The sequence below is a fragment of the Pseudomonadota bacterium genome, assembly GCA_039028155.1.
Taxonomy (GTDB): Bacteria; Pseudomonadota; Alphaproteobacteria; order SP197; family SP197; genus JANQGO01.
The window spans coordinates 1-18,829 of record JBCCIS010000019.1 but is presented as its reverse complement, the minus strand read 5'-3'; the positions used below and the strand labels follow the sequence as shown (position 1 = coordinate 18,829).

Below are 18,829 nucleotides of genomic sequence, written 5' to 3'. Positions count from 1 at the left end.
GGAAAAAACCGTCGGAAGGGACGCGCTGCAAGCTTGCCTTGGCAAGCGATGTCCAGCTACTACTATGGGTTGCCGGTGATGCGACGGGCCGCACTGGTGCCGTCAGTAGAGGGAGTGATGCCATGGCAACCGCAAAGGCAACTGGGCTGGCTTTTATCATCGCGGTGATTGTCGCCGTTATCCAGGTCGCCGGCGGTGTCTATGGGTTGTTACTGCTGTCGGGCACGGTCGGCGGCCTTGCCGAACAACCGGCGCTTAACGTTCTGATCTTTGCTCTCTTCGTGGTGCTTTTCCTCAACAGCATCGTTGCCGGTGTCCAACTCATGCGGCGCAAGGGCTCGGGCGTCGTCCTCTCGATCATCAATCAGATCTTGCAGCTCGTGCAGATCAAGACCGCGTCCCTTTGGCTGTTCTTTATCAGCGGCCCCTATGTCGGCGTGGCCTTCGCAGAAGACGGTGTCGAGTTCAGCTTCGAGACCCTGGTGGCCGCCGCCGACATCTCCGTGCCGGCCGCCGGTGCCGCCGGACCGGTCGCGACGACCTCGATCAATTTGCTCGCCGTGGTCATCCTGATCTGGTTGTTGACGCGCCTCTTCGCGCGACGGCGCGACATCGAGACAGCAGCGTGAAGCTCTAAGCAGACAGGCCTGACGCAATCCTTCCGAGGCGGCTTAGCCGGCCTTCAGAACCGCAAAGCGCTCCAGGCTTTCCTGGGGCCAGTACTTCTTGGCGCTGTAGTACTCCTCCATCACCGGCACGTCGTCGGGCAACTGCACCCAGGGTTGTTTGGTCGAGGTAAAGATGTGGATGTCGGGCGGTACGCGGTCGGCCTCGTCCAGGGTGCCGACACGCACGAAGTAGATCTTGTCGCCGGCGCCTGAATAGGTGCTCCAGACCGCGACCTCGCAGGTCGGGCAGCGCGCGATGCTGTGGACGTTGCCGTTGGGTGCGGTCACCGGGACGGTGACGGGTTTGCCTTGTAGCAACTCGACCCTGTCGGCTTCGATCATGGCGTTCAGCACAAAAGCCGAGCCGGTGCCGCGCTGGCAGCGCGTGCAGTGGCAGCAATGGACAAACAGCGGCTCCGACGTCATGCGGTAACGGACCTCGCCGCACAGGCAGCCGCCTTCGGCGGAAAACGTGTCGCTCACCTTCCAGGCCTCCCTCTTGGTTCACATCGCCATTCTAGCCCAATCCGGCATCAAGGTCCGCTTGCATTCGGCGCAGCACGGGCGACAATTCGGCCATGGCACAGTTCGAGGCGCTGCTCAAACCGCTGACGATCAAGAACCTCACGATCCGCAACCGGGTCATGAGCACGAGCCACGCGCCGGCCTATGCGGATGCCGGCATGCCGGGCGAGCGGTACCAACGTTATCACCTGGAAAAGGCCAAGGGCGGCATCGGGCTCACCATGTTCGGCGGCTCGGCGTCGGTCGCGCCGGACAGCTCAGCCGAGGCGTTCGGCCAGATCTCGGTCAGTGAGGACCGGGTCATTCCGTACTTCCAGGAATTCTCGCGGCGCGTGCACGACGAGGGCGCGGCGATCATGTGCCAGATCACGCATATGGGGAAACGCAACCGATGGGACACCGCCGACTGGCTGCCGCTGGTCGCGCCGACCCAGATGCGCGAACCCGCCCATCGCGCCTTTGCCAAGGAGATCGAAGACTTCGATATCGAGCGGATCATCAAGGCATTCGGCAAGGCCGCGGCGCGATGCAAGGAGGGCGGCCTGGACGGTGTCGAGATGATGTTCGACGCCTCCCACCTGGTCGAACAGTTCCTGACGCCGTCGAACAACCTGCGTGACGACGAATGGGGCGGCAGCCTGAAGAACCGCGAACGCTTCGGTCATCTCGTCATGCAGGAGGTGCGGCGCGCGGTTGGCGACGACTTCATCATCTGCCTGCGCGTCACCGGCGACTCGTTGCTCGACGGCGGTCTCGCCCAAGAGGAGATGATCGGGGTCCTGAAGCGTTATGCCGATAGCGGCCTGGTCGACGTCATGAACGTCATGCACGGCAACACCGAAACCCACCACGCGCTGGCCGTCATGATCCCCAACATGGCGTATCCGCCGGCGTCGTTTCTCTATCTACCCAGCGCGGTCAAACAGGCCTGCGACATCACCGTGTTCCACGCCGGGCGCATCGCCGATCTGGCGACCGCTGACCGGGCGGTGGCCGAAGGCCATGTTGACATGATCGCCATGACCCGCGCCCACATGGCCGACCCTCATCTGATGAAGAAACTGTCGGAGGACCGGGTTGACGATGTGCGCCAATGCGTCGGCGCCAACTACTGCATCGATCGCATCTATGTCGGCGGCGATGCCTTGTGTATCCAGAACCCGTCGACTGGACGCGAGCAGAACCTGCCCCACGTGTTGCCCAAGGCCGAAAGCAAGCGGCGCATAGTCGTTGCCGGTGGCGGCGTTGCCGGCATGGAGGCCGCGCGCGCGGCGGCCGAACGCGGCCACGATGTCGTTCTCTACGAAAAGACCGACCGGCTAGGCGGCCAGGTCAACCTGGCGGCCCGCGCGGGGTGGCGAGAGAACCTTTCCGGCATTACGCGTTGGCTGGCCCAGCAGGTCGAGAAGAAGCCCATCGACATCCGCTTGAACACGGCGGCGACGTCCGAGGTGGTCGAGGCGGACGAGCCTGACCTGGTCGTCGTCGCGACCGGCGGCCTGCCCAACAAGGGCCTGTTTGGCGGCGACGATCTCGCGGTGTCGGCCTGGGATGTTCTCGAGGGAACGGTCGAGCCCGGCGAAAACGTTCTGCTGCACGACGACAACGGCCAGCACCAGGGGCCGAGCGTCGCCCAGTTCATGGCAACGCGCGGCGCCCAGGTCGAGCTTGCGACGCCTGATCGCATGGTGGCGGAGGAAATGGGCTCGACGAACTTTTCGGTTCATCTGGCGGAGATGTATCGCCTCGGTGTTGTCATGTCGCCCAACCTGCGGCTGACCGCGATCCGGCGTGACGGCAACAAGCTGCGCGCCACGTTGCGCAACCCATTCTCGTTGCAGGAGGAAGAGCGCCTGGTCGACCAGGTTGTCGCCGAACACGGTACGCTGCCGGTCGATGATCTCTACTTCGCGCTCAAACCGTACTCGTCGAATCTGGGCGAGGTCGATCTCGACGCGCTGATCGAGGGCAGGCCCCAGGCAATCGTCAACCAGGAGACCGGACGTTTCCAACTGTTCCGCATCGGCGACTGCGTTGCCGGACGCAACATCCACGCCGCCCTCTACGACGCCCGTCGCTTGATGCGTGATGTCTGACGGTTCTCTCGACGTCGGTTGGGTCGCGTACCTGGTTTATCATTGGCTGGCCGTTCTCTTCGTACTGGCCGGGTTGATCGGGGTGGTGGCCATCGGCCTGCGCGCAAGGCGCTGGCGTCGCGGGCGTCCATCGCTGACCGGCGGCGGTCTGTGGACGATTCCGCGACGTTATCTTGTCGACGTTCACCATGTCGTTGCCCGTGACCGGTATGCCGCGCGTATGCACGTGCCGACGGCGGCGGGATTTGTGGCTGCACTCATCTTGATCCCCGCCGTGTTGTTGTTCGACTGGGCGACTGACATTCCGAGCTACCTGTTGCTCGTTGCGCTTGCGGGCATGGCTGTCGGGGGCGTGCTTGTTCTGCGACGGCGACGGCCGGCGAAACCGGCCCGTCTATCGGGCGGCGCATGGAACCGTTTGCCCTACGCCATTCTGGCGTTTGCCGTGTTGTACGCTGCGTCGGTACTGGGCGCTGATACCCCGATCTGGAATGTCACTGGCGCGGTATTCGTCGGTACCGTTGTGCTGCTCCTCACCATCTGGGTCTTGGCCGAACTTATCGCTTTCGCCGCCTACGGTCCCATGCGCCATGCCGTCGCGGGTGCGCTGCATCTGGGCTGGCATCCGCGCCAGGCGCGCTTCAGGAGCAAGACGCCGGACGCCGCGCTCAAGCCGGTCGATCTGGAGAAGGGGCCGCTCGGCGTCGGCACGATCGGTGAGTTCGCGTGGAACCAGTTGCTGGGTTTCGACGCCTGTGTCTCGTGCGGTCGGTGCGAGGCGGCGTGTCCGGCATTTGCCGCCGGCCAGCCGCTGACGCCCAAGAAGTTCATCCAGGATCTGGTCGCGGGTACCAGCCGCAACGCCAACGATGTGATGTACACGGGCCAGCCTTATCCGGGCATCGCGTTGGGCGCGCGCCGGCATGGCGCCGGTGGATTGATCGCCGACAATCTGGTGCCTGAGTCGACGATCTGGGCCTGCACGACGTGCCGCGCCTGCGTCTATGAATGTCCGATGATGATCGAGCATGTCGATGCCATGGTCGACCTGCGCCGCTTCCTGACGTTGGAGGAGGGCAGGGTGCCTGGACGCGGGCCCGAAACGCTGGAAGAAACCCGGCTTGCCGACAATCCTGGTGGCCGCGCGCTTGGTGAGCGGCTCGATTGGGCGAGCGACCTGGACCTGCGTCTTGCGCGCGAGGTCAAGGCCGTCGACTGGCTCTTGTGGCTTGGCGACGGCGCCTATGACCGACGCAATCAGCGGACCCTTCGTGCGTTCGTCAAACTCTTGCGCAAGGCACGCGTGGATTTCGTCGTACTGGGTGATGACGAAAAGGAGTGCGGCGATCTCTCCCGGCGCTTGGGCGACGAGGCGACGTTTCAGCGCCTCGCAACGGAGAACATCGCGACGCTGGACCGGCTCGGCATCGAGCGGATCGTCACCGCCGATCCCCATGTGCTTCATTGTCTGAAGAACGAGTATCCCGAGTTTGGCGGGCACTACGAGGTGTTGCACCACACGCAACTTCTGTCGCGTCTGGTCGCCGAGAATCGGCTGACCGTGTCGGGCGTCCGCGAAGGCAGTGTCACCTATCATGACCCCTGTTATCTCGGCCGCTACAACGGCGAGGTCGATGCGCCGCGCGGCCTGATCGACGCGCTCGGTCTGGAGCGCCGCGAGATGACACGTTCCGGCCTGCGCTCGTTCTGTTGCGGTGGTGGCGGCGGTGCGCCGGTCACCGATATCCCCGGTAAGGCGCGGATCCCTGACCTGCGCATGGAGCAGGCACGCGAGACCGGCGCCGAGCGCGTGGCGGTCTCTTGTCCGGGCTGCATGCAGATGCTGGAAGGCGTCGTAGAGCCACGGCCCCAGGTCGTCGATGTCGCCGAGCTGCTGCTTGAGGCGGTCGACCCATGACCACGCGCAAGCGCCGAGACCCACGCGCCGAACGCAACGCGCGACGTGGCGGCGATCTGGCGGAGCCCGTGTCTGCGGAGGCGGGCGAGACCGGCCGGTTGGTGCGCCGCGATCCCCGTGCCGAACGCGATGCGCGACGGGGACTGGTCGCGGCAGCCAGGCCGAGCGCGGCAAAGACTGCGCGCGACGGTGTCGCTCCGTCAGTCAAAGTTATCGAGGACCCGGCGTTCTGGGTCCTGGTCCTCGCCGACATGCCGGATGGCCGCCTGTCACCTCACGACCGCGATGTCCTGGGCGCGGCGCGCGGCTTGGCCGATCGCGACGGCGATGGCGGCGTCGTCGTGTTGGCGCCGGCCGTGCACGAGGAACTGGGTGCTGCCGGGGTTGACCGCGCGGTGAAGGGTGGCACAAGCCCGTCCTCTTACGAGCCCGAGAGGATGGCGGCGATGGCTGGCGCGCTGGTCGACATACTTCGGCCGCGCCACGTCCTGGCGCCCGAAACGCCTATTGGCGCGGGCGATGTCGCGCGGCGTCGGGCCGCCGCGCGCGGTCTCCGGGTCGCGGCGCGTGTTTTCGCGATCGAGGCGGACAGCATCTCTTGCCGCGCCGATGGCGGTGTCCGCGACATCGTCCGCACGCCGGGCGATGTCATGCTGTTGATGCCGGAAACCGGCGAACCCCATCGCGGTCCCGCGCATGAAGCGCGCAGCCTGGACGCGCCGGAGATCACGGTCGCGTCACGCCTGGACGACGACGGCGCGATGCCGATCGACACAAGCGCCGTCGCCCTGGCCGAGGCCGACTTCATTGTTTCCGCCGGCAACGGTGTCACCGACTGGGCCGCGTTTCACGACGTCGCCGCCGCGCTGGGCGCTGTCGAGGGCGGCAGCCGTGTCGTTTGCGATACCGGCCAGCTGCCGCGCGATCGCCAGGTCGGTGCGTCAGGCACGCTTGTCGAACCACGCTGTTACCTCGCCTTTGGTATAGCCGGCGCGCCTCAACATCTGCAGGGCATCGAGCGGTGTGAACGCGTGGTCGCCATCAACACCGACCTGCATGCCGACATGGTGAAACGCGCCGACCTCGCGATCATCCAGGACGCCCAACTTGTCATGCCGGCGCTTGCCGCCCGCGTCAGGGGTGAGGTTTCGTGACTGACCAGGTCATCGTGCTCGTCTCACTTGGCCGCCATCCGGTGTCGGCCAGGGCGCGCCGCGCGCTGCTCGATGCTCGTGCCGTCACCCTGGCGCGGTCGCTGCGGGACGTCAGCATCGATCTGATTCATGCCGGCAGCGATGCCGAACCGGCGCTGCGCGACTATCTGGGCATGGGTGTCGCGCGGATGTCTGTCCTAACGATTGCGAGCGGCGACGACATCGTGCCGCCCTTGCTGGCCTATCTGGAGACCCGTCCGGGCGCCTTGGTGCTGGCGGGCGAGCGGGCCGAGCAGGGCGAGGCGAGCGGCATGGTGCCCTATCTACTCGCCGAGCGTTCGGGCCGGCCATTGGTCCCAGGCGCCGCCGGCTTGTCGTTCGGCGGTGAGCGGGTCGAGATTGCGCAAGGCTTGGCGGGTGGGCGGCGCCGCAAGGTCGGCGCGCCGCGCAACGCCATCGTCACCGTGTCGTCGGCGGCGCCCGATCCGGCGCCGGTCGCTTTCGCGCAGGCGCGGCGCGGCACGATCGAGACGGTGCCATGTGAGAGCACGCCCTATGCCATTGACGGCCATTGGCAGGCCGCCCGGCCCAAACCTCGGCGGCTAAAAATTGTCGGCGACGGCAGTGCTGCCGATCGCATGCGGGCGGCGACACAGATGGTGCAGGGGCGCGCCGAGCTTCTGGACCATCCCGAGGCTGATGAGGCCGCTCGGGCAATCCTTGATTATCTGACACGCGAAGGCGTTGTTCGGCCCGACGAAGAGCAAAAAAAGTCGGCGCCGCCAGCCGTTCCCGATTGACACCCGGCCTCGTCCGCTATTCCCATGGGCGCCACAACACGGCCGTTGGCCGCCGCCGGGAGTTAACATGAACGACGTACCCCTCGACGCGATTCGCCTGGGACGCAACACCCCGGGCATCGCCCAGCACGATGCCGAACCGCAGATCGACATCAAGCGCATGCGGGCCTATCGCCTCGGCCGCGTGCAGGAGCAGTTGAAGAAGCGCGATCTGGCCGGCGTCATTCTCTATGACCCCATCAACGTGCGATACGCCAACGGCTCCAGCAACATGCAGGTCTGGATCCTGCACAACCAGGCGCGCTACTGCTTTGTGCCGGCGGAAGGCCCGACGATCCTGTTCGAATACAAGGCCTCCATGCACTTGTCCGAACATCTGGAGACGATCGGCGAGATCCGCCCGTGCATTGGCTGGACCTACTTCGGCGCCGACGAGCGGTACGCGGAAAAGGCGCACCTGTGGGCCCAGGACATGGATGACGCGATCCGCCAATCCATGGGCGACGGCAATAAACGCATCGCCGCCGACCACCTTGATCCCGCGGGCGCCAAGGAGATCGAAAAGCTGGGATACGAGATCCATAACGGCCAGCAGGTCATGGAGCTCGCCCGCGCCATCAAGTCGCCCGACGAGATCGCCGCCATGACCATCGCGATCTCGGTGTGCGAGGCCGGCATGGCGAAGATGTACGAGGAGATGCACGCCGGCATCACCGAGAACGAGCTGTGGTCGCACCTGCACCAGGTCAACATTGCCCGCGGCGGCGAGTGGATCGAGACGCGTCTCCTGGCGTCCGGCGGGCGCACCAACCCGTGGTTCCGCGAATGCAGCGACCGCATCATCCGCGCCGGCGAACTCGTGGCCTTTGACACCGACCTGATCGGCCCGTTCGGCTATTGCTCCGACATCAGCCGCACCTGGTTCTGCGGACCCGGCAAACCGAGCGACGAGCAGAAGCGCCTCTATCGCTACGCCTATGATCAGGTGCACTACAACATGGACATCATGAAGCCCGGCATGAGCTTCGTGGAGATCGCCGAGAAGTCCTGGAAGATCCCCAACGAGTTCAACGCGCGCCGCTACGGTGTCTTGGCCCACGGTGTCGGGTTGTGCGACGAATACCCGCACGTGTCGTTCAGTGACAACGCATCGGAAAGTTCGGCCTTCAGCTTCGACCCCGGCATGACGATCTGCGTCGAGAGCTATATCGGCGCCGAGGACGGCGTCGAAGGCGTCAAGCTGGAGGAGCAGGTTTTGATGACGGAGAACGGCCTGCAGCGCCTGTCGACCTATCCCTATGAGGATGTTCTGTTGAACTAGATGACGTGGTCTAACTCACCCTCAACCTCGGCTCAACCCCGGCACGCCTCATGAAGCTGGTTGAGATTACCTGTGCCGCAAAAACTCTGATGTGAGGTCACTGGAGTATGTCAGCCAATGTGTGGGGTCCGCTGCAACCACGGATAACACAAGCACATTAGACTTCGTAGCGAGCGAAGACCCGCTTGGCACGATCGAGCTGGCGCGCCACGTCCTCTGGGTGGTGAAGGATCGCCGAGGCGGTGCATCTCAGCGTTAGAAGTGCGACGTAGGCGCGCAGCACCTGTGGCTCGAAGCCCGCAGAATCGACGATGTCCCAGATCGGCTGGTTATGACCGTCGAGGTCGAAGGCGAATGCGACGAGGTCGAACAGATGGTCGCCTGCGCACGCTTCCTCCCAGTCGACAATGCCAGAGAGCGCCCCATCGTCGATGAGGACGTTGTCGGTGTGTAAGTCGTTGTGAACCAGTCCGTCGTTGGGGAAACAGCTTGGGTCGACATTGGCACCAATAGCCTCGACGCGATCGAGTACGGCCGTAGTGCGCTGATCGCAGGTGCGCAGCGGTTGATGCATCGCCTGGTCATCCTGGCCGCCTCTCAACGTGTGGACGACAAACGTGCCCCACGTACGCTGATCGGTCGCTGGTAGCGGCCCTGCGATGCCGGCCTTGGCAGTGATGCAATCGACCATTGACTCGACGACCGCCGCCGACGGGTTGTCCGCCGACCGGCCAGGCAGGAACTGCTGTGCGGAGAGCGTGCCACCGTCGAAAGCGCCCACATGCACGTACACGGGCACCGGTACACCGCGCGCGCGGAGCTCATCAAGCCCAGGGAGTAGGGCAGCATACCATTCGACCATCGTCTCGTCAGGAGACCATTTGAGGACGACGGGTGAACCGTTGGACGCCGTCGCGAACCACGCGCCCTGAGATCTGCCACCAAGTGCGCGAGCGTCGAGTTCAAAGCCCATTTGACGCAGTTGAGTACGGTTCATGCTGCCGTTCGCTTGAGGCCCACGAGGCCATCAATCCTCTGATTTGAATGTTCATGACCTTCAGGCTGTCTGCGTTGCACCTCAATCTAGATGGGTTTCGATCGTTTTGAAGGGCGACTTCGCACAGCAGATCGTGCCTTCGGGTGTGTATATGAGCTCCAACGCGCGCCGCTACGGTGTCTTGGCCCACGGTGTCGGGTTGTGCGACGAGTACCCGCACGTGTCGTTCAGTGACAACACATCGGAAAGTTCGGCGTTTTCGTTCGATCCCGGCATGACGATCTGCGTCGAGAGCTATATCGGCGTCGAGGACGGCGTCGAAGGCGTCAAGCTGGAGGAGCAGGTTTTTGATGACGGAGAACGGCCTGCAGCGCCTGTCGACCTATCCCTATGAGGATGTTTCGTTGAACTAGCGTATTTTCCGTTCAAACGGCATCACCAGCCCGCTCCCCCACCCGGCCACCCATGGCAGCATCCTCGGGGTGGCCAGGAGGGGGAGCGGGCCGGCACCGACTCCGTGAAAACGGAAAATGCGCTGGGTGACGGGCCTGGTCCCAAGCACGCGCACCGAATGAACATTCGCCGTGCGGCCGCCGGCAAAGGTCGCTTCAAACCCGGGGCGTTCATCCGCCGAGATCTGGCTGCGCTGGAAGGCGCCGTGCGTGGTGCCCTCCCACCAATCATAAAAGGCCTCGGCGGAGGCGAAGGGCATCGCGTTACAGAAGCTTTCGGAACGCTGGATCGAGAACCCCTGTGCCCGCAAGAGCGGAAGCCATTCGTTTTCGCCGACAAAGTAGACGGAGTCGAGGGGGTTCTTCTTGCAGCCGACGGCGATCGCCATCACCTCCTCGAACACGTCAGTGGTGGCGGCCGGCATCTCCAAGGCAATCCGGCCGCCGGGCTTGAGGCAACGCCAGATCTCCTCCAAGAGCCGGTCCTTCTCGCGGATCCATTGGATGGCATAGTTCGAGTAGACGAGGTCGAAGGAGCCGCTCGCCACCTTTGGCATCGCTTCTCCGCGTCCGACCGCGAACGTTAACTGCGGTAGTTCCGTTCCGAAACGCGTCTTGGCCAGTTCGATGCGGGCCGCGTCCGGATCGATGCCGAACGCCCGGCCGTCGCGTCCGACGCGCCGCGCCATTTCGGCGGTGAGCTCGCCTGGCCCGCAGCCGATATCGAGGACGCTCTCACCGCTCTCAGGCGTCGCTTCTTCGAGGAGTTCGAGACCTCTTATCTGCTGCCAGTTGCTGACCTTGGCGTAGACATTGGCAAAGTCTGGGTTGTGTTCCACTGGTGAACCCACCGTTGAAAAGGGGCCGCCGAAGCGTCATCCGATACCGGAGTCAGTGTTGCTATCTAGTGTCGAAGGAAACCCGGATCGGTGACAACGTCATCAGTCTATCAACCATACCTCAGTTGGCGCTTGCGTGCTTCTTCTAAGCCGGACGTTTTCGATAGCGGCGTTGAGAACGCTGGCTCTACTGAGCTTGCAATACCTAGCGACCGGGTCTGGTCGGGATATCGACGAGCTTGCCGCGCGGGATGGCACGCTCCTTGTCGTACATGGGAAGCCCGACCAGCTCGGCTTCCTGCAGGGAACCATCGCGACATCCGACGCTGACGTTGGCGCCGGGGCCGAGGTCGGCCGTGTCGAGAAGGGCATAGCCGACGCTGTGTCCAAGGTAGGGTGACATGGCCGCCGCCGTCACGATGCCGACACGTCGCCCTTCCTGTTCGACCACACCGGAAACCACCATTTCACTGGTCAGGCATTTGATGCCGTGAAGGCGCTGTCCTTTCGCCGCATCCTTGAGCGCCGTCTTGCCGATGAAGTCCCCCTTGTTATCATCGACGAAACGCCCAAGACCGACGTCATACGGCGTCGTCGTGGTGTTGAAATCCGAGCCGGCGTTCAGGATGCCGGCCTCGATCCGCCGGGGGTCGGTCGAGTCGACCGGATAGAAGTCCAAACCGAAGGGCTCTCCATGGGTGCGCAAATGCTCCCAGACCGCATCCGCATCGTGATGGGGTTCGGTATAGAGTTCCCATCCCAGTTCGTTGGTAAACCCGGTGCGCGTCACGATGAATTCCTGGCCACCCAGATCGACCCGGGCAATGCCGTAGTAGGTGAAGCCTTCCGGCAGGCCGTCTTTGCTGGCGGCCTCCAGAAAGGCCAATGCGTTCGGCCCCTGGACCTGGGACACGAAGACGTCCGGATCGGTGATGCTGACGTCCATGCCGATCGCGTGCGCCCTGGTCCAACTGTAGAAATCGCCATCGGCCTGGACATACCAAAAGCGATCGGTGTCGAGCCGCATCACGATACCATCGACGAGCATTCCGCCGTCTTCGTAGCAGGCCAACCCATACCCGCACCGCCCGACTTTCTGTTTGGTGATGTCGCGCGTGAAGAGTTTGTCCAGAAGCCGCTCGGCATCCGGCCCCTTGAACTGCAGAACGTATTCACCGGTGTGCTGCAAGCCGACCTTTTGGCGCAGGGTCCAATAGCCGTCCTCGACATCGCGTTGATCGAAGTGAACCACCATCAGGCGTCTGTTGTAGACGCAGTAGTGCGGCCCCAGCGGGCGCTCATGCTCGAAGTAGGGATGACGGGCCAAGGCAAAATCCCAACCCGCGCCGGGCCGCGATGTTACGAGATCCCGTGTTTCGCCATCGCTTGATCGCATCGCCAGTTTCCTCCTCGTCGCATGTCGCCCGGCGGTACGACAACGCCGCCGCGAAGCTGAGTTTTCTGCGCCATCTGCCTGCGGATGATGTGTACGACTCATCCGCCAGGCCATTACTTAGTGCCAATCTCGTCCAGGCCAAAACGACTTGAGCTGCGCCTAAAGTTGAGAAAAACTGACTTTATGGACGATTGGATTCCCTCGTTAAACGCCCTTAGGGCCTTCGAAGTGGTCTCCCGACACTTGAGTTATCGTGGCGCTGCCGAGGAACTGCGGGTGACACCCGGGGCGGTCAAGCACCTGGTCGCCAAGCTGGAAGCGACGCTCGATCTGAAGCTGATAGAACGCAGGGGGCATAGCCTCGGGCTCACTCCCGTCGGCGAAGCCGCACGGAACGACGCCGCGCTCGGCATGCGCCATCTTTCGCAGTCCGTTCAGACGATGCGGCAGTTTCGGCTGAACAAACGATTGATCGTGTCGGTCGAGGCATCGCTCGCGACAACATGGCTCGCACCCCGGCTCGGATCGTTCTGGGCAACACATCCAGACATCGACGTCCTGGTGGATGCGTCCCAGAAGATCAACGACCTCAAGCGCAACGACGTCGATGTTGCCGTTCGCTATGGCGTTCCACGGGACGAGGACCTCGTCGCCAAGCGGCTGTTCGAGGATCTTGTCTTTCCCGCGTGCAGTCCCGCATTTGCCAAGGGACCGGCACGGCTTGAGACACTGGATCAGCTACGGGACGTTCCGCTCATTCACTGGGATACGTCCCATATGCACTGGGCGCACGCGACACGGCGTTGGTTTTCGTGGGACGCGTGGCTCCGGCATGTCGGTATCGAGGGTGTCGATACATCGCGGGGCAAACGGTTCAGCGACTACGGATTGGCGGTTCAGGCGGCCGCCTCAGGCCAGGGCGTCATATTGGCAGGCTGGCCGACCCTGTCGGACTCGCTGGATGCCGGCCTTCTCGTGTGCCCCTTCGCGGACAGCACTGTCGAGACAGACATCGGTTTCGACGTCGTAACAACAATAGAGGCGACGAAACGACCGGAGGTCTGTGCCTTCGTCGACTGGCTCATAGAAACAGCTCGCGCGGCGAGCCCGATGCGTTAGGTCAGACCGCGATGGTTGGTCTGTGGCACGCGGGGTTGTTCACGCCATGATCGCAGTACATGCGGATGTGAAGATCATGGCGGTCATCACGTCAACCGCGTGCCGCCCAATCCTGTGATGTCATGACGTAGCGGTCTTCATCGCACCACGCGCCCTTGAACATGGTGTGCTGTCGCGATGCGGGGTCGCGTTTGAAGCCCAGCCGTTCGAGCAGGGCGATCGAGGGGCGGTTACGGATGTCGGTCCACGCCATGACCTCGTTCTTGCCGCGCGCCTCCAAACAATAGGTGGTGATGGCGGCGACCGCCTCGCTGGCATAGCCGTGGCCGCCGAATGTCGGGTTGAGGGAATAGCCGATCTCGACAGAACCGGGATCGCCGTCGGGCACCAGGACGGCAACGTCGCCGATCAGGCCCGGCTCTGCGTGCCGCTCGACCGCGAACTGGAACCATTCGCCTTCCGTGTCCGGGTGGCAGACCGCCATCTCGTCCGTGAAGGCCTCGGCTTCAGCTAGTGAGTAGGGGGCCTCCCAGCTTTGATAAAGCGCGACGTCTGGAATCGACCGATAGGTGCAGAACCGTGCGGCATCGCCCCGTGCAAACCGGCGGATCACCAGCCGTTCGGTTTCGATTTGGTTAAAGCCGGTGTCGGGCATCACGCGTTGCTATCGCCGCCAATTGAACAAACCTCGGTTGCGGCGTATAAGGCGCATGTCCTCAACGGACCAAGGAATATCGACGCGATGTCGGTCCAGAAGGCCATTAGGCGAATTACCGGCCGGGCGCCCCAGGGTTGTCCGGAAACCGTGATTCGTCCTTTTGCCTTGATGGAGACCGATCGCCATGTCGACCGTTCCAACTGACTACCCCGCGAGCCAGGCGCCCGGCGCCAGCCGCGCCCAACGTTTCCACTTCGCCGTTTATGCCTTGCCCGAGCCCTGCGTCATGCCGCGCGTGCTCGAGCAGTTCGCCAAGCGCGATCTGGTGCCGACCCGATGGCACAGCGCCGTGGTCGACGGCCCGCGCGCAGAACTGCAGATCGACGTCCAGGTCGACGACCTTGAACCGGAGACCGGCCTCTACATCGCCCGCTGCCTGTCGGCCCTGGTCAACGTCAACGACGTCGTGACGTCGGCTGGGTAAGACGCCACGTCTGGTTCCCCTCGCCCCTTGAGGGAGAGGGATGCGTGGGCTTGGGCGCGTCAGCGCCATAGCCGAAGCTGGATGAGGAGTGTGCGGAAGCGAAGGTGGCGGCGGGTCTATGACGCGCGCTGTCGCGCGCTCCCCCTCACCCCGGCCCTCTCCCTCGACGGGGAGAGGGAGCACGCGTTCGGCCGCCTAGCGCAGCGATGCCGCGGGCTGCGGGTGTTTTTTGAGGTTGGAGGCCCAGCGGCGGGTGGCGACCTCGCCGGCGTCGAACAGACCGGCCTGGTTGCCCCAGCTGTCCCAGCCCGGCTGGGTCGAGCGGGCGAACATCTCGAGATAAGGCCCGTCCATCAGTCGCTCGATGCGGCCATAGGCCTCGTCGGGCTTGCGGCTGTGCTCGCGGCGTGGCGAGACCAAAAGGCGGCGCACGTCGCGGCCCTTGCGCTTCGGCGCGCCGCGGGTTGCCAGCAGGCACTGCTCGGCGTTGGCGCGGGTCCAGTAACCCATGCCGGTGAAGAAGTCGTTTTCGCTGAACTGGTCGACCGGTGCTGAACGGTTCAGCTTGGCCCAATAGAACCCGACGGTCTTGTACGTGAAGCCCCAGGCTTCCATCAGGTCGAAGGCCTTGGGCAGGTGCGTGTCGGTGGTCCACATCAAGAGGACGGCATCGTCCGCCGCCCAATCCGCAACGGGCAGCGCCTCAAGTTCGGAGTGCGACATACAGTCGTAGTGGGCGTGGGCGCTTCGGCCCCGACCTTTTCTTGAGTATGTCGCGAAGTTCCACGGCGGGTCGGCGTAGATAACGGAATATGCGCCCGCCAGTCTTGGCGCCTGGTGCTTGGCACTCATGGTGTACAAACGTTCCCCTTTGAACTCCCACGTGAAGGGTCACGTCTAACTCAATGAGATTCAAGAATAATCTGACTTATACAGAAGAAAGACAGATGTTGCGGCCGTGAACGCTGTTCATCCACAAGATAGTGTAGTGTTAGGAGATTTGTGGGTAACCTCGCGCGATGGCCTCGTCCTGCATCCGGTCGATCGGCGCGTAGTCCTCGACCGTCAGAACGGCAAAATCATCGATCAGCAGCGCGTCGCGAACAGCCGCCAGATCCGGGTCGGCGATGGCGGCGGCGAGCCCGTCGCGCAGCCGTGCGACGGTGTTCTGATCGCGGTGAATGTGGGTGACATAGGGCAGGGCCGGCACCGCGGGGGATTGCGTGAGCACCCTTAAACCCGCCGCCTTGTCCGGCGCGTGGCGCAGCGCCAGCGCATAGGAGACGCAGTCGATCGCGGCGACATCGGCCTTGCCCGTCTGAACCGCGGCCATGCTGTCGCGGTGGCTGCCGGTCTCGATGACCTCGCCGAAGAAGCGGCCATTCTCGTGGTGGGGCGCGACGACGGCGCGCAGCGCGCTCATGCCCGACTGGGAGTCCCAGCCGTTGATCGCCGCGCGCTTGCCGCTGAGGTCTGCGATCACCGCAGCGGGACTGTCCTCGGCCACGACAATGACACTCAGGTAAGTCGGCCCGTCGCAACCATCGGCCCGGTAACACGGCGTCGCCACGGGCTGCAGATGGTCGGCGAAATCGTGGCGCAGGGGATAGCCGCAGCTTTGCGACAACAACAGGTCGGGCGAGGACCACTGCCGCCACCTGTCGGGGACCTGTTCCAGACGGTCGGGCACGTCCTGGATGCCCACGGCGCGGAAGGCGCGCGCCAGACCCTGCCACCATGCCGCCGTCGCCCCTTCGATCTGGGGCAGCAGATACATGGGCAGGCTCGCGATCATCCAGCGTCGACGCCGTACATGCTGGTCTCGAACTGCTCCGCGCCGTCGGCGATGTCGTACCAGTCCGGCTTGTCCTGGGTGAAGATGTGGCGCACCAGCTTAAGGCCGGTCGGTCCGTCCATGGAGCCGGCGGAGACCGCGACGTAATCGTCAAAGGTGGGCTCCCAGAACAGGCTCGCGCCGCATTCCCGGCAGAAGCCGCGCCTGGCCTTGTCGGAGGACACGTACCAGGTGAGCCCGCGATCTTCCGTCAGCACCAGATCGTCTTTGGCGACTGCGCTGTAGGCGGCGAAGTTGCCATGGGTCTTCAGACATTGACCGCAATGGCAGCCGACGACATTGCGGCATTTGCCGCGCAACTCGTAACGCACGGCGCCGCACAGGCATCCGCCGCGCATGGGCGTTGTGGGCTCAGCCATCGATCTCTCCCATGAGGTCGCGAACGTATTGCGGCAGTTCGTTCGGCTGTACCACGGCGGAGCGGATCAGCGAATCGAAATGTTCGGTCAACAGCCGGATGTGCTCGGTCGCGTTGAAGATGAAGTAGACCTCGCCGGCATAGAGGATGGCGCGCAACGGACCGAACACGGTGATCGGCGGCACGTAACGCTCCAGCGCATCGAACAGGAACCACCGGAACGTCGGGTAGAGCTCCTCCGACAGATCCGCCAGCTGGGTCAGCTGTTCGCGCCTGGCCGTGGCCGGCAGGTCGCGCCAGATGCCTTCGCCGCGCGCAAAACCCTCGACGGACTGGAATGAGCTGCACGCCTCGATATCGGTCTCGGGCCGGCGCGAATAGTCGAGCCTGGATTGTGCCGTGGTGGCCGCCTCGTTAACGGTCATGCCTTTGCTGGGCTCGTATTCGAACGCGGTCACCGCATCGGTCTTCAAGAGATCGGGCAGGGTGCTCGGCACGTAGCGGATCTTGTAGCCCGCGGCTTCCGCGTGCCACGTGGTCAAACGTTCGTTGGCGGGGTCCCAGGCTTCGCGGGCAATCTCCAGGGGCTGGCCGACAATCGCCTCGTCGCCGGTCTCGTCCTGGCTCAAGCCCAGCAGCCAGTCGACGCTGACCTGACCGGCCAGCGCCATCGCCGCCACCGTGTCGGCGCGCGGCAAACGGTCGTTATGGGGCGACAGCAACTGCGACAAGGTCGAGCGGTCGATGCCGATGCGCTCGGCGAAGGCCGATTGACTGAATTGACCCTGCTCCAGAACCGCCTGAAGGCGATCCCGGAAGATCCTGACGGTCTCCCTTCGGTCGTAGCGTAAGGAAGCCACACTATCCTCTTTTTCCATCAACTGTTGCGTTTTATCACAATCTGTCGCGTTTGGTGATTAATCGTCTCGGAATCTGCGCATTCCCATCATGACAAATCCGTGATCCCAGGGAAACATGACAGGGTCATGTCAGGAACGAGCGCGCGACATCACGAACCCATCAGCCTAGAGGTGCCTAGCATTTGGCGCCGTTACGAGCTGCCGACCTGGGCGCTGGCCGTGGTCATCTACGCCGGCTGGTTCGCGGTTACCTGGAACTATGACGCGTTGCCCGGCTGGCTGGTGTTCGTGCTCGGCGGCTGGCTCTGCGCCTGGCACGGTTCGCTGCAGCACGAGGCCGTGCACGGCCATCCCACGCGCAGCGATCTGGTCAACGAGCTTCTCGTCTTTCCGCCGCTCACGCTTTGGTATCCCTACCGGGTCTACCGCGATACCCATCTGACCCATCACCGCGACCAGGAACTCACCTGTCCGATCAAGGATCCGGAGAGCTGCTACGCGACACCCGATGACTGGGAGTCGATGGGCGCCGTCGGTCGCGGCTTGCGCTGGATCCTCAGCACCCTGGCCGGACGCCTGATCATCGGGCCGTTCGTCACGACGTTCTGGCTCTACCGCGCGGGCATCGTCAGCATCATGCAGGGCGACAGGCGCGCGATCACTGCGTGGTCGCTGCATGTCGCCGGTGTCGCGCTGGTGTTGACCTGGGTGATCGCTGTCTGCGGCATTCCGGTCTGGGCCTATCTGCTGTTCTTCGCCTATCCCGGCATGGCGTTGACGCTGCTGCGTTCCTATGCCGAGCACCGTCCGGCCGAACAGGTCGGCCACCGCACGGTGATCAACGAGGCGGAGTGGCCGCTGGCCGTTCTTTTCCTCAACAACAACCTGCATGCCGTTCACCACCGCGAGCCCGGCCGTCCGTGGTACGAACTGCCGTCGCGCTATCGTCTGATGCGCGACGAGGTGTTGGCCGAGAACGGTGGTTTCGTGCAGAAGGGCTACCGCGAACTGGCGCGGCGTTTCTTCGTCAAGCCTAAGGACGCGCCGGTGCATCCCTACTTCCAGGTCTTGCCGGCGCCGGAGACGGCCGCGGAGGCATCACCGCGCTGACACCGGGGCGTGTATCACCGGCCTTTCAAGTCGCGTCGCCTTGACCTCACTGCATCCCCGTCCCAAGCTTTCGCCGCCGTCGCCAGACGGCAGAGCCGGGGAGGGCGATCATGTGGTACGAGAAAGAGGCCGATGCTGTCGTCGACGTCGAGGTCGATGGCTACAAGGTTGTCACCTATAGCTTCGGTAGCGGCGATGATGTGCTGCTGTGTCTGAACG

The 18,829-nt window shown here is 63.8% G+C and carries 20 protein-coding genes; 11 read left to right on the top strand and 9 right to left on the bottom strand.

What is annotated here, in order from left to right; all coding sequences use genetic code 11:
* Positions 1-122 precede the first annotated feature (122 nt).
* Entirely contained in the window at positions 123-629 is a 507-nt protein-coding gene (locus AAF563_11935) for a hypothetical protein (protein ID MEM7121982.1), read from the top strand.
* A gap of 42 nt (positions 630-671) precedes the next feature.
* On the opposite strand, the gene AAF563_11930 is transcribed toward AAF563_11935, so the two are convergent.
* Entirely contained in the window at positions 672-1,094 is a 423-nt protein-coding gene (locus tag AAF563_11930; protein MEM7121981.1) for a GFA family protein, read from the bottom strand.
* 152 nt (positions 1,095-1,246) lie between these two features.
* Here AAF563_11930 and AAF563_11925 point away from each other — a divergent pair, with 152 nt between their 5' ends.
* From AAF563_11925 to AAF563_11905, 5 genes are all read left to right on the top strand, one after another.
* The gene (locus AAF563_11925) at positions 1,247-3,289 is read left to right on the top strand and encodes an NADH:flavin oxidoreductase (GenBank protein MEM7121980.1); all 2,043 of its coding nucleotides are present in this window, start codon (positions 1,247-1,249) and stop codon (positions 3,287-3,289) included.
* Positions 3,282-5,207, top strand: coding sequence for a DUF3483 domain-containing protein (locus tag AAF563_11920; GenBank protein ID MEM7121979.1), 1,926 nt, complete (start codon positions 3,282-3,284; stop codon positions 5,205-5,207). Before AAF563_11925 ends, AAF563_11920 begins: the two co-directional genes overlap by 8 nt.
* Positions 5,204-6,361, top strand: coding sequence for an electron transfer flavoprotein subunit alpha/FixB family protein (locus AAF563_11915; GenBank protein ID MEM7121978.1), 1,158 nt, complete (start codon positions 5,204-5,206; stop codon positions 6,359-6,361). Before AAF563_11920 ends, AAF563_11915 begins: the two co-directional genes overlap by 4 nt.
* Positions 6,358-7,161, top strand: coding sequence for an electron transfer flavoprotein subunit beta (locus tag AAF563_11910; protein MEM7121977.1), 804 nt, complete (start codon positions 6,358-6,360; stop codon positions 7,159-7,161). Before AAF563_11915 ends, AAF563_11910 begins: the two co-directional genes overlap by 4 nt.
* A gap of 67 nt (positions 7,162-7,228) precedes the next feature.
* A complete protein-coding gene (locus AAF563_11905) occupies positions 7,229-8,482 on the top strand; it encodes a Xaa-Pro peptidase family protein (GenBank protein ID MEM7121976.1) in 1,254 nt (417 codons plus the stop codon).
* 157 nt (positions 8,483-8,639) lie between these two features.
* On the opposite strand, the gene AAF563_11900 is transcribed toward AAF563_11905, so the two are convergent.
* Positions 8,640-9,455, bottom strand: a complete 816-nt coding sequence (locus tag AAF563_11900; protein ID MEM7121975.1) for a phosphotransferase — start codon at positions 9,453-9,455, stop codon at positions 8,640-8,642.
* 175 nt (positions 9,456-9,630) lie between these two features.
* Here AAF563_11900 and AAF563_11895 point away from each other — a divergent pair, with 175 nt between their 5' ends.
* Positions 9,631-9,873: a hypothetical protein gene (locus tag AAF563_11895; protein MEM7121974.1), complete on the top strand. Its 243-nt coding sequence runs from the start codon at positions 9,631-9,633 to the stop codon at positions 9,871-9,873.
* A 15-nt stretch (positions 9,874-9,888) separates the two neighbouring features.
* On the opposite strand, the gene AAF563_11890 is transcribed toward AAF563_11895, so the two are convergent.
* Both AAF563_11890 and AAF563_11885 read right to left on the bottom strand, forming a co-directional pair.
* A complete protein-coding gene (locus tag AAF563_11890) occupies positions 9,889-10,770 on the bottom strand; it encodes a class I SAM-dependent methyltransferase (protein MEM7121973.1) in 882 nt (293 codons plus the stop codon).
* Between the two features lie 205 nt (positions 10,771-10,975).
* The gene (locus tag AAF563_11885) at positions 10,976-12,166 is read right to left on the bottom strand and encodes an aminomethyltransferase family protein (GenBank protein ID MEM7121972.1); all 1,191 of its coding nucleotides are present in this window, start codon (positions 12,164-12,166) and stop codon (positions 10,976-10,978) included.
* Positions 12,167-12,250: 84 nt separating this feature from the next.
* Between AAF563_11885 and AAF563_11880 the strand changes: the two genes are divergently transcribed.
* Entirely contained in the window at positions 12,251-13,285 is a 1,035-nt protein-coding gene (locus tag AAF563_11880) for a LysR substrate-binding domain-containing protein (protein ID MEM7121971.1), read from the top strand.
* Positions 13,286-13,376: 91 nt separating this feature from the next.
* Here the strand turns inward: AAF563_11880 and AAF563_11875 are convergent, their stop codons facing one another.
* Positions 13,377-13,940 (bottom strand): GNAT family protein, encoded by a 564-nt coding sequence (locus AAF563_11875; protein MEM7121970.1) that lies wholly within the window; start codon positions 13,938-13,940, stop codon positions 13,377-13,379.
* Between the two features lie 187 nt (positions 13,941-14,127).
* On the opposite strand from AAF563_11875, the gene AAF563_11870 reads away from it, so the two are divergent.
* The gene (locus AAF563_11870; protein ID MEM7121969.1) at positions 14,128-14,427 is read left to right on the top strand and encodes a hypothetical protein; all 300 of its coding nucleotides are present in this window, start codon (positions 14,128-14,130) and stop codon (positions 14,425-14,427) included.
* A gap of 195 nt (positions 14,428-14,622) precedes the next feature.
* Here AAF563_11870 and AAF563_11865 read toward each other — a convergent pair whose 3' ends face one another.
* The 4 genes from AAF563_11865 to AAF563_11850 form a co-directional block, all read right to left on the bottom strand.
* Positions 14,623-15,279, bottom strand: coding sequence for an MT-A70 family methyltransferase (locus AAF563_11865; GenBank protein ID MEM7121968.1), 657 nt, complete (start codon positions 15,277-15,279; stop codon positions 14,623-14,625).
* Positions 15,280-15,418: 139 nt separating this feature from the next.
* Positions 15,419-16,222 (bottom strand): PhnD/SsuA/transferrin family substrate-binding protein, encoded by an 804-nt coding sequence (locus AAF563_11860; GenBank protein ID MEM7121967.1) that lies wholly within the window; start codon positions 16,220-16,222, stop codon positions 15,419-15,421.
* Positions 16,219-16,641 (bottom strand): GFA family protein, encoded by a 423-nt coding sequence (locus AAF563_11855; protein ID MEM7121966.1) that lies wholly within the window; start codon positions 16,639-16,641, stop codon positions 16,219-16,221. Before AAF563_11855 ends, AAF563_11860 begins: the two co-directional genes overlap by 4 nt.
* Positions 16,634-17,500, bottom strand: a complete 867-nt coding sequence (locus AAF563_11850) for a helix-turn-helix transcriptional regulator (GenBank protein ID MEM7121965.1) — start codon at positions 17,498-17,500, stop codon at positions 16,634-16,636. The genes AAF563_11855 and AAF563_11850 overlap by 8 nt, the downstream gene beginning before the upstream one ends.
* A gap of 126 nt (positions 17,501-17,626) precedes the next feature.
* Here AAF563_11850 and AAF563_11845 point away from each other — a divergent pair, with 126 nt between their 5' ends.
* Positions 17,627-18,610, top strand: a complete 984-nt coding sequence (locus AAF563_11845; GenBank protein ID MEM7121964.1) for a fatty acid desaturase — start codon at positions 17,627-17,629, stop codon at positions 18,608-18,610.
* Positions 18,611-18,720: 110 nt separating this feature from the next.
* A partial coding sequence (locus tag AAF563_11840) for a proline iminopeptidase (protein ID MEM7121963.1) occupies positions 18,721-18,829 on the top strand: 109 nt, incomplete at its 3' end.